Annotated in this window: 16 protein-coding genes; all 16 read right to left on the reverse strand. The window is 69.2% G+C overall.

What is annotated here, in order from left to right:
* Positions 1-11: 11 nt before the first annotated feature.
* Complete coding sequence (locus O4U47_RS12870; protein ID WP_270678060.1) at positions 12-1,598, reverse strand: hypothetical protein; 1,587 nt, start codon at positions 1,596-1,598, stop codon at positions 12-14.
* Complete coding sequence (locus O4U47_RS12875) at positions 1,595-2,173, reverse strand: hypothetical protein (RefSeq protein ID WP_270678061.1); 579 nt, start codon at positions 2,171-2,173, stop codon at positions 1,595-1,597. Before O4U47_RS12875 ends, O4U47_RS12870 begins: the two co-directional genes overlap by 4 nt.
* Entirely contained in the window at positions 2,155-2,652 is a 498-nt protein-coding gene (locus O4U47_RS12880) for a hypothetical protein (RefSeq protein WP_270678062.1), read from the reverse strand. The genes O4U47_RS12875 and O4U47_RS12880 overlap by 19 nt, the downstream gene beginning before the upstream one ends.
* Entirely contained in the window at positions 2,649-3,692 is a 1,044-nt protein-coding gene (cmr6, locus tag O4U47_RS12885; protein ID WP_270678063.1) for a type III-B CRISPR module RAMP protein Cmr6, read from the reverse strand. Before cmr6 ends, O4U47_RS12880 begins: the two co-directional genes overlap by 4 nt.
* The gene (gene cmr5 / locus O4U47_RS12890) at positions 3,689-4,189 is read right to left on the reverse strand and encodes a type III-B CRISPR module-associated protein Cmr5 (protein WP_270678064.1); all 501 of its coding nucleotides are present in this window, start codon (positions 4,187-4,189) and stop codon (positions 3,689-3,691) included. Before cmr5 ends, cmr6 begins: the two co-directional genes overlap by 4 nt.
* Positions 4,182-5,147 (reverse strand): type III-B CRISPR module RAMP protein Cmr4, encoded by a 966-nt coding sequence (gene cmr4 / locus O4U47_RS12895; protein ID WP_270678065.1) that lies wholly within the window; start codon positions 5,145-5,147, stop codon positions 4,182-4,184. The genes cmr5 and cmr4 overlap by 8 nt, the downstream gene beginning before the upstream one ends.
* Positions 5,144-6,328, reverse strand: coding sequence for a type III-B CRISPR module-associated Cmr3 family protein (locus O4U47_RS12900; RefSeq protein ID WP_270678066.1), 1,185 nt, complete (start codon positions 6,326-6,328; stop codon positions 5,144-5,146). The genes cmr4 and O4U47_RS12900 overlap by 4 nt, the downstream gene beginning before the upstream one ends.
* On the reverse strand, positions 6,325-8,190 hold the full coding sequence (locus O4U47_RS12905; protein ID WP_270678067.1) for a Cas10/Cmr2 second palm domain-containing protein: 1,866 nt from the start codon (positions 8,188-8,190) through the stop codon (positions 6,325-6,327). Before O4U47_RS12905 ends, O4U47_RS12900 begins: the two co-directional genes overlap by 4 nt.
* A 29-nt stretch (positions 8,191-8,219) precedes the next feature.
* Positions 8,220-8,918: a CRISPR system precrRNA processing endoribonuclease RAMP protein Cas6 gene (gene cas6, locus O4U47_RS12910; RefSeq protein ID WP_270678068.1), complete on the reverse strand. Its 699-nt coding sequence runs from the start codon at positions 8,916-8,918 to the stop codon at positions 8,220-8,222.
* A gap of 879 nt (positions 8,919-9,797) precedes the next feature.
* Positions 9,798-10,178, reverse strand: coding sequence for a LysE family transporter (locus O4U47_RS12915; protein ID WP_333563646.1), 381 nt, complete (start codon positions 10,176-10,178; stop codon positions 9,798-9,800).
* Positions 10,139-10,267, reverse strand: a complete 129-nt coding sequence (locus O4U47_RS12920; RefSeq protein ID WP_270678070.1) for a hypothetical protein — start codon at positions 10,265-10,267, stop codon at positions 10,139-10,141. Before O4U47_RS12920 ends, O4U47_RS12915 begins: the two co-directional genes overlap by 40 nt.
* 68 nt (positions 10,268-10,335) lie before the next feature.
* A complete protein-coding gene (locus O4U47_RS12925) occupies positions 10,336-10,992 on the reverse strand; it encodes a hypothetical protein (RefSeq protein WP_270678071.1) in 657 nt (218 codons plus the stop codon).
* A 157-nt stretch (positions 10,993-11,149) separates the two neighbouring features.
* The gene (locus O4U47_RS12930) at positions 11,150-11,818 is read right to left on the reverse strand and encodes a hypothetical protein (RefSeq protein WP_270678072.1); all 669 of its coding nucleotides are present in this window, start codon (positions 11,816-11,818) and stop codon (positions 11,150-11,152) included.
* Positions 11,819-12,093: 275 nt separating this feature from the next.
* Complete coding sequence (locus tag O4U47_RS12935; RefSeq protein ID WP_270678073.1) at positions 12,094-12,600, reverse strand: hypothetical protein; 507 nt, start codon at positions 12,598-12,600, stop codon at positions 12,094-12,096.
* A 197-nt stretch (positions 12,601-12,797) separates the two neighbouring features.
* The gene (locus tag O4U47_RS12940; protein ID WP_270678074.1) at positions 12,798-13,436 is read right to left on the reverse strand and encodes a pentapeptide repeat-containing protein; all 639 of its coding nucleotides are present in this window, start codon (positions 13,434-13,436) and stop codon (positions 12,798-12,800) included.
* Between the two features lie 12 nt (positions 13,437-13,448).
* A complete protein-coding gene (locus tag O4U47_RS12945) occupies positions 13,449-13,694 on the reverse strand; it encodes a hypothetical protein (protein ID WP_270678075.1) in 246 nt (81 codons plus the stop codon).
* Positions 13,695-13,979 lie beyond the last annotated feature (285 nt).

The following is a 13,979-nucleotide window of genomic DNA, read 5'->3' on the forward strand; positions in this document are numbered from 1 at the left end:
CCGTTTCCGTCTCAGGGGTGGGGGGTGGAACGCCACTCCAGGTGGGCCAGCGGGGCGGTGATGGAGCGGTCCTCCCACAGGATCTGGGAGAGCACGCCGACCGTCAGGCACCAGGCCGAGGCCAGAACGAGGGCGGCAAGGGGGTCTGCGGCGGCCTGGCCGCCCAGGGTCGGCGGTCGGGGTCCGTCGCCCTGCTCACCGAAGGCCGGTGCCAGCACCACGAGGCCCATGAGGCTGACCAGCCCTGCGTGGACCCAGCCCACTGCGGCTACGCCCAGGGCGCGGACGAGGGCGGCGCCGCGGGCGAGTCCGTGGGTGCGGGCCTCCACCACGAGGTAGCCGTAGGCGATCGCGAGCAGCAGTGCGGCCGCCTGCACGGCATCCGACGGGGGCAGGAGCTCCAGGCGGGAACGCTGCCACCAGTCGGGCAGTGCGATGAGCACGGTCAGTCCGAGCGCGGAAGCCGCGGGAAGGCGCAGCAGCCACTGGGCGGCCCAGATGCGGCCCCACAACAGGGTGCCCCCTCCGATCCCCAGGTAGGTGGCAGCGGCCAAGGCGGCCGCCAGGGCGAAGCCGTGGTCCAGGACCAGCCTCAGAGCGGCCGCGGCGCACGCCACGACGAGCCCGGCGCCGACGAAGCCCAGGGCGGTGGAGAACGGGTCGGCCAGGGCGGCCACGCGCCCCAGGCGGAAGCGGGGCAGGAGGTGGTGCTGGGTGACGTCCCAGATGAGGGCTTCGTCTTCGCCGTCGCCGAGGTCGGCGTCGGAGAGCGGAACATCGGACATCACCAGCCGGGCCGCCGGGAAGTGGAGGGTCGTCCTGGTGAGCAGGTCGAGTTCGCTCTCCAGAGCCGAGGGCGGGGGTTGGGCCAGGATCGGGTGGTCCTGGCGGGCCGAGAGCACGCGGAACCAGTCGCGGCGGGACTGGCGGGCGCGTTCGAGGAACAGGTGCCACTGGTCGGCGCCGAAGATGTGTCCGACCGGGCCGTAGATGTCGCCGCCTTCCCTGTCGACGACGGTGGGAGTCCACACCGAGGCCGGGGCGGCACCGCGGTGGCGCAGGGGTTCGCTGAGCAGCAGGAAGCGGGCACGGGCGGCCGCAGGAAGCAGCCGGGCGCGCTCGCCGGTGGCGGTGGTCAGGTGGCGCCAGAGGGCCTCGGCCGCCAGGCAGGCCCGCTGGTGGACGGTGAAGGGTTCGGGGGCGGGGCCCGCCGCTTGGGCGCGGTGCAGCAGCGTGCCGGGGTCAAGGGCCAAGGCCTCGATCTGGGAGGTGGCCGCGGTGGCCGGTGCGGCCAAGTGGGCGGTGAAGGCGGCAATGGCCCGCTCCATCTTCTCTGGTGAGCGTGGCGCTGGCGCTTCGTCCTTGGCGGGCCGCCGCAGGCGGGGCAGCTGCGCCCACCCCCTGGCGCGCGGCGGGGCGGGAACGGGCAGGCCCCACAGGCGGTGCAGGTGGGGTTCGAGCCCGTCCCAGGCCCCGGTCCGGGCCTGAGCGCCGGCGTAGGTGCGCAGGTGGTCGCCGATGCCGCCGGTCAGGCGTTCGAGCAGGGGCTCCAGCACCGGAGGCAGAGGGGCGGCACCGTCGGGGGCGGGGGGCGTCATCGCTTCGATACCACATCGATCAGTTCGTACAGCCCCTCGCCGAAGGGGGTGAGGTGCAGGTCGTCCTGGGGGCGGCCGGTGGCGCTCTCGTAGGCGTAGCCGTACAGCGTGCCGTGCCCTTTGCCCGGCCGCATAGGACGGCCACGCCCGGGCACTCGCGGCTTCTTCTTGTCGACGTTTTCCAGTTCGTCCCTGACCGTCTGCCAGGCCAGGCGCCGCAGCGGTACGGGGATCATCTGTCCAGCGGTCTCTTCGTGCAGGACGTGGGCCTGCACCGAGGAGACCAGTCCCAGTGGGTGTTCTTCGCCGGGCATGTCGATGAGGCCGCGCATGCCTTCAGCCAGTCCGATGAAGTAGGGCAGGGCGGCCTTGTAGCCGCCGGAGAGGTGGAAGACATAGTCGCCGCCCGCTCCGCACACTTCGCGGATCAGCCGCCTGCCGAGGACTCCGAGGTGGAACATGGAGGCGGTGAATTCGTCGGCCGAGGACGCGTCCAGGCCGGGGATGGGGGCGATGAGCGCCGCCGCGTCCTGGGCACCGGTCAGGACACCGCTCCTCACGTCGAGCAGTCCCACCCGCCGCGCATCACCGTCGGCCAGGGCGAGTGCGTTCCACAGGGCTGAGAGCAGTCCGGCCGCGGTGTCGGGCCGGCCAGGACCGCTGTGTCGCCGCGCTGCAGTTTCGTGACGCGTTTGATGCGGAACCCGATGCGGCGTCGGGGCCCACCGGCAGCGAAGCGGGTGATGGCGTTCATCTCGGCGCTGATGGGCTGGGTCCACTTGCCGGGACAGAAGCGTTTGATCTGGTCTTCAAGCCCCGATCCCGCAGGATCGTTCAGAGCGGCGGTGACCTCGGTGCGGGCCCGCTCCTTGTCATCGCTGTTCGGATACAGCCGAGACCTCAGGCTGTTGGGGTCTTCCTCCTTCGGGGCGACGATTTCGCGGGCCCTCCCGAAGTCTTTGCTGGGGAGCAGGTGTTCGCAGCGGCTGGGGTCGTCGCAGGCCTTGACGAGGTTTTCGCGCAGGCTGACCCCGACCGGAAGGATGTGGATCATGGCAGGACCGATTCGTCGACAGTGGTGTAGCCGTAGCCCGCTGCGGTGCGCGCGCCCAGCCCCTGTTCGGTGGCGGCGGCGGTGAGCCAGTCGGCGGCCTTGCGGGTGGCCTCCGGTTCATCGCCGACCAGGTCAGCGGTGAAGGCGCCGCTGAGGGAGAGGAAGGGCTGGGGGTTGGGTGCCTCGTGCTCGCCGGGCGGAGTCTGGGGGCCGTCCCGCTGGGTGCGGTAGGGCTGCTGGTGCGGGGTGATGACGTCGCGGTGCACGACCAGTCCGTGGCCGTCGGCAGGGGCGCATTCGGGCAGGGCGTCGAGGAAGCGCACCCCGCCCGGGGCCGGGCTCCCACCTGGGTCGTCGCTGTCGGCGGGCCCGTCGGAGCTTTCGGCCGTCTCGTCCTGGGAGCCGGTCGGCGGAGGGTCGCCGAAGACCGCGCGGTACTCCTCCGGCGGGGCTTCGACGTGGCGGGCCCAGGCGGCCGCGGCGCCTTTGAGGCCGGAGCCGCGCAGCAGCGGCCATCCGTGGGTGCCGTGCAGGTGCAGTCCGAACTCGTGGTCGGCCATGGGTTCGCCAAGACCGATGACCAGCCGCCATTCGGTGGCCAGGCGCAGCCGCAGGACGTGCTTGCCGGTCTCGCGCAGGCACCGCAGCAGGTGGTCGCGGCGGGCCTGCAGCGCCTCGGCCCGGACGGGGTCATAGCCCAGCCGGAACTCCTGGGCCCATTCGAGGGCGGGCTCCTCGGGGCGGGCCTTGTCGGTGGCCTCGCCCACCAGGGCCAGGCGACGTAGAAGGATCAGGGCGTTGGCTTCGCCCCGGAGCCGCTCCCCGGCGAGCTCGAAGCCGGCGTTGCGCCGCGGGCGCCGCCCCTTGACCGGCTTGGCCGGGGCGAGGCGCTTGCCCTTATCGTCGGTGACCTGGTGTTCCAGCCGAACTCGGGCCTCGATGAGGCGCCCGGCGGGACCGGCGGCCGGCCAGCGGCCGACCTCCAGGAGGGTGAAACGCGGGTGCGTGTTCTGACCGTGGTTGCGCCGGGAAGGGCTCATGCCTGCTCCTGGGAAGGGGCGTCCTCGGCGCCTTCACCGGCGCCGCCGGTGCCGGTGGCGTTGGCAGGTCGGGCGGCCTGGTAGCGGGCATCGGCGATGCGGGACAGCCACCCGGCGACCATGTCGGCCTCGGTGGTGATGCGGGCGTAGGCGGTGGCATCGGCCTCGCTGAGCGCGCGCAGGAACTCCGCGGGCGTGGTGTGGGGCGTGAGGCCTTCGAGCAGCTCCTCCTCGGCGATCCGGCGAATGAGCAGGTCGCGCAGGTCGCGGTAGGCGCGGGCCACGGCGGTGGTGTCGCCGGACTTGGAGTGGATGAAGGCGAAGGCCGCGACGAAGCCGGTGGAGCGCAGCCGCAGGGGGAGCTGGCGCATGCGGGTGCGCAGGGTCTTGGCGGCCTCCACGTCGGTCCCGGTGTCGGGGAGGATGCGGGCGGCTTGGGCCGCCATGGCCTGGTCCAGGCGCGGCGCGCGGGGCTGGGGCTGCGGGGGTTCACCCATCGTGGTGCTCCTGCGGGGTCGCGGGGCCGACGAGGCGGGCCCACATCAGCCCTTTGCCGGTGCTCTCCTGCCCTCCGATGCGCAGGGGCTTGCCGTCGAGCAGGGTGTGCAGCCGCTGCAGGTGGGCCGAGGCCTCGGACTCGATCAGCGGGGTGTCGGTGCGCAGGGTGATCAGGGCCGCCAGCAGTGTCTCGGCGGGCAGGTACTCGCTGGTGAACATCTGCTGGACGGTCTTGGTCTGGCGCCCCAGTTGGACGCGGACGGCGAACTCGGTGCACTCGCGCAGCAGGGTGCGCATCACGGTCTCGTCCAGGGCCACCAGGTCGGTGCTGAACTTCTTCGCGAACGGGGCCAGGTGGTCGCCGGCCAGGGCCGTCCTGGACAGGTGGGCGGCCCAGGCCCGGACCGGGTTGGCGGCATCGGCCTCCAGGGCGGGGATGTCCACGACGCAGGGGCCCAGCACCTCGCCGCGGGGCCCGGACCAGAACTCATCGGCCGCGGCCGCCTCGGCGTCCTCCAACTCGACCGGGGCGGGGGGATCGATCTCCATCAGGGCGTGCTTGCGGGCCAGGCGGGCCAGGGCCAGCGGGGAGGTGGCCCAGGCGAAGGAGCGGCGCAGCGTGGGCACTGGCAGCGCGACCAGTTGGGCATCGCCCACCATCAGCGACCCCGGGGTGGTGGCCTCGTCGGTGTCCTCCCCCTGGCCGCCCCCGGCCTGCTGTCCGTCCCCGTTGTCGGCGATGTCGGAGCCGAACACCGCGGTCACCGCCTCTAGGTCCCAGCCGGCCTCCCCGGCGGCCTGGCGCAGGGCCCCTTTGAGACTCTGGCCCCAGACGAGGGGGTAGCCGGTGGCGGCCTCGCGCTGGATGGGCAGGTCCAGGACCCCGTCGGCGGCGGCCGCCCCCGCGTGCACGGGGGATTCGGCGTAGAGGTAGAGCAGCAGGGACGCGGTCGTCATGTCCAGACTCCTGTGAGCACGATGCCGAACCCGGCCGAGTGCAGTGCGGCCTGCTCGGGCGGTCCGGGTGTGCCGCCGGGGTGGTCGGCGGCCCAGTCGGCGGCGGGCGTGAGAGGGCGGTTGTGCCAGCGGGCGGCGAAGGAGGCGGCCGTGCCGGCAGGTAGTTGCAGCCAGTAGACCGAGCCGGGCGGCACCGCCCAGCGCAGCATGCGGGTGGCGCCGAAACCCCGCCGGGAAGAAGCGGTGGCCACCGGCATCGGCTCCCCCACAGCCGCGGCCACCAGGGACGCCTGCTCCGGCAGCGGCGGGCACCACCCATCGGGCCACAGGGCCGGGGTGGCCACGTACAGCAAGAGCCGGTCCTGGGGGAACTCCTCGGGCCGCTGCGGCCAGACCCCGTTCCGCCCGGCGGGGGCGGCATCGGTGGTCACGTCGGCCATGCGCGTCTGCCCGCCGAAGGGGACCGGGGACTTCAGGTGCAGGGGGCGGCCGCCGGGCGCGGCGGTCTGGGCCAGGAGGGCCCAGCCGGGCCGGGGCCGCAGGTGGGTGGCCTGGTAGAGGTAGCCGATGCGCACCTGTCGGCCGCGCCTGGCCAGCCCGATGCGGGGTTCGGCGGCCCACGGGGGTTCGGCGGCCGGCTCCAGGCGGCCCAGCGGCACGGGTTCCCCCGGAGCGGGGAACAGTTCCCCGCGCAGGTAGGAGCCCAGCGCATGGGCGTGTATCAGTTCTTCGATGGGCTGACCGCCCCATGCGCGGGCGGGCTCCTGGAGCAGTCTCCGCGGCGCCGGGGCGTCGGAACCCATCGTGCGCAGGTCGCTCGCGGAGGAGTCTGCCCCGGGCTCCAGGCGGTAGGCCGAGCGCCCGCCCGCATCGGCCACCACGTCCAAAGGCACGGGAAAGTGGGGCTGCCACGGGCCGTCCTGCCGGTCGCGCCGGGCGACGACCGGGCCGCGCACATAGGCGAGTTCTCCGTCGTGGGCCCAGCCCAGCGCCCCGGCCACGGTGCTGGGCCCCGGGGCGACGGTCTCGGCCACCCCGGCGCCGTCGTCACCGGCCTCGAAGCGGCGCCCGTCGCGTACCTGGACGGTGTCGTGGGGCTCGATCACCGCCCACGTCGGCGGGCCGGCCTGCGGTTCCCGATCGTCTTCCGGACCGGAGGCCGTCGCAGGGGTGGTCCTCACATGCACTCCTTGGCAACGAATGCTCCCACGCGCACCGTGTCGGCCAGCGCCTCGCCGCCCCGCCAGGGCGGGGCCGCCCCGGCCAGGATCCGCAGCCGCTTGGCGGTTCGCGAGGCGAACTCCTCCCGTGCCGCCTCGGTGGAGCCGGAAGTGTGGCGCAGCACCAGGCGCCGCAGCTCGCGCTCGTAGTCGTCCTGGTCGGCATCGCGCAGGTCGGCCAGGGCATCGCGGTCGCGGTCCACATCGGCCAACAGCCGCGGCGAGAGCACACGCGGCCGGACCTGCTCCCCCCGCTCTCCTGCACCCTCGGGGGGAGGCTCGGGGAGGAAGACCGCCATGTCGTCGGCGGCCAGCGCCGCCTCGGTGGAGGTCTCATGCCGCCAGGGGTGAACGGTGGCCCCACGGGCACCGGAGCGTCGGATGTAGCCCACCGACAGTGCGTGCTTGTCGGGCATGCGCTTGGCATCGGCCAGCGCCTCGCGCACCGTCTCCAGCACCGCGTGCAGGGGGTAGCGGTGGTGGAAGAACAGCACGGCGCTGGAGGCGGAAGGCAGTTGCGCCTGCGCCGTGGCCGGAGCCCTGTAGCAGGCGGCCGCAGCCGCCAGGGCGGTGGCGGCCGGGGTGAAGGCGAGCAGGTCGTCGCCTCCGGCATAGACCGCATCGCCCAGGACGTCGGGGGCGCGCAGCAGGTCGGTCTGTGCGCGGGCCACAGCATCGAGCTGGGCCGAAACCCGCTGGTGGTCCTCAGGCGTGGTGATCCGGCCCAGGTGCGCGCCCATGTCGTCGAGGTCCTGGGCGAGCACGGCCAGGTGCGGAACCGGCGGGGCCACCCCTCGCTCGCCCATCAGCCTCTCCAGCTCGCTCGCGGCCAGGCGCCCCAAGGCGCAGTGCTCGGCGAACGCGGCGAAGTCCGGACCGGAGGCGGCAAGCCCGAATTCTCGGGCCAGCGTCGCCGCCTCCCACGTCTGCGGGTAGACCCAGCGCCCGCCGCGCCCCCACAGCCAGCGCAGCGGCCCCGCTCCCGGGCGCTCCAGCCCGGGCACCGGTGTCTCGGGGGTGTCCAGGACCGGTGTGCTGGTGGAGAGGCCGCTCGGGCGGTGCGTGACCATGTCGTGCAGGTCGGACACGACCCCAGCCACTTCTGGGTCGTCGGCGGCGTGCTCCAGGACGGCGCGTCGGTAGAACGCCGAGGCGAAGCCGCTGGTCGAGGCGATGCCCTGGCTGCGGTGACGCGAATCGCGTGCGGTGCTGCGGCCGCGCTGGCGCTTGACCCAGTTCGCCGCGGCCAGCGCGTCGTCCTCGTGCTTGGGCATGCGCTTCTCGGGGCGCGGGTCCACGGGCCAGCGCGGGCTCAGCGTGCACACCCGGGTGCGGGGCCAGGCCTGGGCCTGGAAGTCCTGAACGCGCTTGCGCGCGGCCAGCATCTGCTGGGCCCGCTGCCACTGGCCCTGGTAGCCGTCGTCGGACGCAGGCGCGCACACCCACACCACCCGCGGCATCCCCGGCGTTGCAGGTGCCCCGCCTGCGCCTTTGTAGACGTCTTCGACGGAATCGGACCACTGCTTGTGCACGGCGGCGGCAGCGAGCGCGGCGATGTCGGCTCCTTCGCCGGCCCGGGCCAGGGCAACGATTCGGTTGGGGGCGCCGGTGGAGGGCGTGGCCGAGGGCAGCACCAGGCGGGCGCGGTGGGCGGCGCAGGTGTGCGCGGCGGTCTCGGCCAGCTCCGACATGATCCGGCTGGCCGCGCGCAGGTCGGCGGTCGAGCGCGACTCGGTGATGAAGCGCTGCACCCCTGACAGGGCGACGATGATCAGGTCTTCTCCGGTATCGGACTCGGTCTCGGGCGCCGCCTGCTGGTCCATGTTCGCGTCTGGTTCGTTCTCCTGCCCCGTCACCGGGCCGCCCCCGCTTGCTGGGGCAGCGGGCCATGGGCACCGTGGTCGGCACCGCGGCGGCGGGAGCGGGAGGCTCCGGCCGAGGGGGGATCCTCGCCCGGGTAGACGGTGACCTGGCCGAGCCCGTGGGTGGTGTGGGCTCCGACCCCGCTGAAGGAGGCGAAGCGCCACAGCGCGGCCAGCCACCGCCGCAGCGCCAGCGGCGCCTGCCGCGCAATCCCGAAGGTGGCCGTTCCCACGAACCCGGCCCGGCCCCGGCCGCGCAGCTCCAGGGGGACGGTGCGCACTGCGTGGCGCGCCACGTACACCGAGGCGAGCAGTTCCGCCGCCTGGGTCTCGGGGACGGCCAGCGGGCTGAAGGCGTTCCACCGCCGCACCAGACCGGACACGAGTAGTTCGGGCTCGGGCAGCGGGAGGTTGCGCCCGCCGCGGCGCACCAGCGTCGGCGCCTCGAACACCACCCCGACCCGGGACACCGCCGCGGACGTCGCCAGATCGGCGTAGGAGGCCGTTTCCTGCTCCACTGCGCGCACCTGCACCTGGCGCGCCCCCAGCCGTGTCTCCTTCTGGTGCCAGGACTCCCAGGCCGGAACGCGCTCGTCGTCGAGCCAGCCGATCACCATCGAGGCGGCCGATTCGCCGCGGGAGCGGGAGGGCGGCGGTGTACCGATCCCCTGTAGAGCGAACGGCTTCACTGGCGCGTGATGGTCACGGTCGTCCTCTTCCACCAGTGCGCATGCCAGCCCGTGCGCCTGCGCAGCCGAGACGCTTTCCGCCCCTACGGCCGCACCGTGCACGTGGACCTGTAGCCGACTCGGCACTCGCCATCCTCCCGTATCGGGTCGCCACAGTCTTACCGCTGTCAAGGACACCGAACCGCGCCCGCAGCCCCTGCGGGCGCGGGGATGAGGAACGCTAGCAAGCTCGACTCCGCGTGCGGGGCGACTGCACGGAAACATGGCCAGAATCGGCGGGCACATGGACACACACGCTCGTCGATGCGATAATTCGGCGGCCGGAGGCATGTCCGGCGCCGCCATGTACAGGGGGTGCGGACAGGGGTCGAGAATCCATGATCGCGTGCACGGCATTTTCGCAGTTCAAGCCCCCAGAGGCAGGACTTGTGACGTACATCACCCGACGCCGAAGCATCCGTGAGATGGTCGCGTGCAATCGGACACGATCGCCGCAGGCCAGGCGCCGCGAAAATCCGCAAGAGGTCCGAAGGACGTCAAAGCCCGAAGGGCATAAGAACACGAATTCGAGAATCGCGACGTAGACGACGTCGGGGTCCGAAGGACGTCAAAGCCCAAAGGGCACAGCTCCTCCACCAGGGCCCCGCCCAGGTTCGGGTTGAGGTAGCGGTCGATGTGCTCCTGGTAGCTGATCCGGGTGCGCGCCCGCAGCCGTGTCCGCGTGTCCAGCCAGTGCTGGAGCCACGGGCCCACCGTCCACACCACCGGTCCGCCCGCCTCGGTGTCGTCGTCCCGCGCTCTGCGCAGCGCCGCGCGGGCGGCCTCACGGGAGAAGAACCTGCCCCACCGCATCCGGGACCGGCCACCTGGAGCCTGCCCCTAATCCAACGAGAAGTACCAGCTCCCGTGCCCACGCAAGCGCAGCCGCGGACAGGTGCTCCCCAGCCTCCTCGAAGTACCGCCCACCCGGCACCCACACCGGATCAGCCCCTGGCGGTAGACGGCCGCCAGCGCCGCCCCTGGAGACCGCACCGGCTCCTGCTCATCCTTGCCTCCGGGCGTACTGCGCACCGCGTCACGCAGTGTCAAAGCGGCCAGGCAGAGAAGGTAGGCACACCCCACGTACTTCAGCGTGCGGAACGCGGGCTCCAAGGCCAGCAGCAGCGCCGAGAGTCCGGCTCCGGCCGCCGCGGCCCAGACGAGCTGGCCGCTGCACACGCCTAGCGCCGCAGTGAGGCCTCCCCGGCGCCCGGCGGCCAGCGCTCCCGGATGGTCAGCGCTGTGTCCTGCTCCGGGGGCATGATCACCAGCGCCGAAACCGCCAGGAAGGCCAGGAACGTTTCAGCCACCGCAACCTCCTCCGCCGCGTCGCAGCGCCCTCTCCGGGCGGGGCGGCGGTTCGGAGGGCCGGTCCACCTCAAACGATTTTGTCGGTTCGGTCGAGAGCCCTGCCGTCCACGATCTCGAAGGGTTCGGGATCACTGATCCCGTACCCCTTCACAGCACCGAAATAGGTATGATCTCCGGGTTCTGTATAGGCATCGAACGTAGATTCGATCTCCTTCAAAGCAGTCGCAAGTCGCGGAGCGTTGGCCCTATGCACCTCCGGATGAGGGAAACCGTTGAAGGCATAACGCGCCCAGACATCGTGGTAGACGGCCACCTCCACAGCGACGTCTTCGTCCAGCGGCGTCGCCTCAGCGATGACGAGGTCGGCTTCTGAACAGGCGTTCCCTCGGGCGTCGAGCCATGTACCCGTTCCGTGTGCCTGGAGCAGCAGCATCCTCGCGTCGGAGGCGCCCGGCGGGCGTGTGGCAAGGAGACTCTCTGCGCACTCCGGTGTGTCGATGTTCCCCCGTAGCGGAACGGTCCGCCAGTCACGGGGCCTGCGCTGGACTCGTGGATGCTCCCAACAGATCTCGATGGCTCCGACCGTCAGAAGTTCATGACGGCAAAGGATATCTGTGACAACCTCCAACGTGGAGAGCGACTCCGCAAGACCCGTCTTCTTTCGTGCGCCGACGAACCACATCCAGGACCCCGCGGGCTCGGGTGCCCTGAGCAGTCTCCCCACTACTCCCTCCCAACCAGCGCTTCAAGGCAGAAAATTCCCCTCCGCTGCGTCCTCGCGTTAGAGCCGGTCAGCCACGTCGAGTTCACGACTGGGCGAACCGCCGCGACGCGCCTTCACCACATGGCCGGCCCCCAGGAGGAGGCGAATAGGAGAACGGTCATCCTGAGACGATCCTGTCCGTCCTATCGATATCCCAGCCATCATCCAGGTCATCCGGCTCGGGCTCAACTATGCCGTACCCCTCCACAGCACCGAAATAAGTGACCTCTCCAGGGTTTATAGGTGTCTGCAGCGTGGATTCAATCTCCTTGAGCGCCACTGCAAGTCGCGGAGCGTTGGCGGCGTGCAGCTCCGGATGGGGAGCGCCGTTGAATGCGTGCGGCGCCCAGATGTCATGGTAAACAGATACGTCCACGGCGACTTTTTCGTCCAATGGCATCGTCTCCACAAGGAGGAGATCGGACTCCGTGTGAGCACCACCCTGGGCATCAATCCACGTACCACTACCGTGCGCCTGCAGCAGTAGCATCTCTGCGTAGGCGGGGTCACTCTCCGGGCGGGTGGCAAGGAGGCTCTCAGCGCACTCGGATGAGTCTACAGCCCCGCAGACAGGAACGATCCGCCAATCACGGGGCCTACGCCGACCCCGAGGATGCTCCCAACAGATCTCGACGGCATCGACCGTTAGAAGCCCATGGCGGCGAAGGACCCCGGCAACCACCGCCAGCATGGATAGTGAATCGGCAAAACCTGCCTCTACCTTCCCTGTATCGAAGAACCACTCCCATGAGCCAGCAGGCTCGGGAGCTCTGAGAAGTCCCCCCATCGGTTCCTCCGAACCAGCTACGCCCCCACGTTAGAGGCGGTCAGTCATGTCGAGGCCTCGACTGGGCGAACCACCGCGAGGGACCTCCACCTTGTCCGCCCCATCAGCGTGCCCGACCACCCACGTCCACGTGACAGTCACCTGCGGCGCGCTCACCAGCAGGGACATGGTTTCTCTCAGCGCCGACCGCCCGTACCAGAGGCGGGAGAGCTTCGGGAATTTCGATTACAGTCTTCTACATGAGGAAGATGATCGGAGGGCCAGGAGCCCGATATCTAATCCTCCGCGATGATGTCCGGAATGTAAGCTCCGCCTTCAGACAGACACCACCACCAGGTATGCGATGCTGGCGCCCATCCTGGTATATCCGCAGAGTCGAGCAGCGGAGACAGATCCTTGATGTCCTCAATCACATCATCGATGTCGCCCAGGTCACCTTCAGCGAGCCCGGGAAGTACACTCTCAAGAGAAATATACTCATCATTGAAGAATTGAATTGCACTTCTTTTCCAACACGCCTGCCAAGCCCCGGAAGACGGCGCTTCTTCAAAGCGATTCGAACATTCCAGTATATACCTTCTCAACAGGGTCGGGTTTTGCCCTTTCACCACTAGCGAATTAACCTGTTGCCGAAACTCTTCGTATTGCTCTCCCGCCAGACCTTCCGACTCCCGAATCTGCAATGTCTCTCCCAAAGGGCTATAGCGCCAGTTGAGTGATGAGAACCCAGAGGATGCCCCCTTACTCAAGAGCCATATAGACGTTCTCATCAACAGGGGCATGAATCCTCTTACCGACGATGGCTGCTACACGGAAGCAAGGTACGACATAGGAGCATTCCGGGCATGACTCCGCATCCAGCGCGTAGCACTGCCGCTCCCTCAGAGAATCCTCCGCCGGCGCCCAGCCGACTCAGGCGATCTGGGCGATTCGGTCAAGCGCCCAACCATCCACGATATCGCGTGAGCCGGAATTTGTTCTATCCAATTACACGAACATCAGCCCCGCGAGTATTGATGTACTCTTCGAGAAGTTCAGCGGACAGAATATGTTGAGAACCGCGGCGCCGAACGGATGCCGTTCCATGGATGACACCAGTCGCTCCATTGAATTCGCAATCATCAATGATGAGGTCGTTAAATCTCGCGCACGCGCCTTCACCACCGAACCATGAACCAGAGAAATCAGCTCCGGTGGCATCTGTTTTAAGCAGACCGGCTTCCTTGAAGCTCACACGCGAAAAATCAGCTCCACGAAAATCCGACGACACCACCTGCACGGCAGAGAACGTTGCGTCGCGAAACACCGCACCAACACCTCTTGCCTGCGTGAATTCAGTCCGCACAAATGATGCCCCGACAAATATTCCGTTTTCCAGTATTGCGCCGCTCAAATTGGCTCGCGAAAAGTCGGCTCCTGTTGCATCAACTCCTGCCATGTTGGCGCCGAGCAACCATAGATCCGTGAAGTCGAGGCCACGAACCTCGGCTCCTCTGAGATCGACGTCACCGACCATTTCCGCCCCGGCTGCCCCGGACGAACCTAGCCATTCAATATATTCTTCCAACGCCTGGCGCGACTCAGGGTCAAGGGGCCAGGCCCCTGGAACATTCCGCATTTTGCCTCCGCATCAGACATCGACTACGTAGACATGGCTGGTCCAGTCCTGTCTTGTGTCGATGTACTCTACCACTTCCCTCCTGGATTCCGGGGTCAGTCGCCGCAGGTCAAGGAGTACATTTTCCCCCTTGCTGATCTCGTCGTCAATCTTCACCACCAGATCGCTCAGATTATGGCGACCAGGAAGGCCCGGAGGCATGAACTGATCGGCTTTTTTACCTGCCGTCGGAGGAAAATATTCCGTGGGTGATTTCACATCCCACCGCTGTCCATCCGCATCGATGAAGTCTCCGACATCGTCCTTGCCTCCGAGGTCCGCGCTGGTAGGGCGCCGAACGGGAGGCTCTACAATGCCTTGGCGTTCAGCAGCGATCCCAACCTCAACCTCAACCCTTGCCTTATAAACGGCACTTGGTTTTGTTGGAGCTCCTCCCTTCGCCGGGTCGATTTTGAGCTCGTCGAATCGCGCTTCAAACTCAGGAGTCCCTAGTGTCCTGAGTCGTTAATTCGTGTGCAGTAGGCAGCGAGGGTTTCGATGATC

It is taken from the genome of Nocardiopsis suaedae, from assembly GCF_027706745.1.
Lineage (GTDB): Bacteria > Actinomycetota > Actinomycetes > Streptosporangiales > Streptosporangiaceae > Nocardiopsis_A > Nocardiopsis_A suaedae.

Excerpts from the sequence above, each read along its gene's own strand:
- O4U47_RS12935 (WP_270678073.1), bottom strand. The coding sequence starts at position 12,600 with ATGCCCCTGTTGATGAGAACGTCTATATGGCTCTTGAGTAAGGGGGCA.
- O4U47_RS12930 (WP_270678072.1), bottom strand. The coding sequence starts at position 11,818 with ATGGGGGGACTTCTCAGAGCTCCCGAGCCTGCTGGCTCATGGGAGTGG.
- O4U47_RS12880 (WP_270678062.1), bottom strand. The coding sequence starts at position 2,652 with ATGATCCACATCCTTCCGGTCGGGGTCAGCCTGCGCGAAAACCTCGTC.
- O4U47_RS12905 (WP_270678067.1), bottom strand. The coding sequence starts at position 8,190 with ATGGACCAGCAGGCGGCGCCCGAGACCGAGTCCGATACCGGAGAAGAC.
- cmr5 (WP_270678064.1), bottom strand. The coding sequence starts at position 4,189 with ATGGGTGAACCCCCGCAGCCCCAGCCCCGCGCGCCGCGCCTGGACCAG.
- O4U47_RS12870 (WP_270678060.1), bottom strand. The coding sequence starts at position 1,598 with ATGACGCCCCCCGCCCCCGACGGTGCCGCCCCTCTGCCTCCGGTGCTG.
- O4U47_RS12940 (WP_270678074.1), bottom strand. The coding sequence starts at position 13,436 with ATGCGGAATGTTCCAGGGGCCTGGCCCCTTGACCCTGAGTCGCGCCAG.
- cmr6 (WP_270678063.1), bottom strand. The coding sequence starts at position 3,692 with ATGAGCCCTTCCCGGCGCAACCACGGTCAGAACACGCACCCGCGTTTC.
- cmr4 (WP_270678065.1), bottom strand. The coding sequence starts at position 5,147 with ATGACGACCGCGTCCCTGCTGCTCTACCTCTACGCCGAATCCCCCGTG.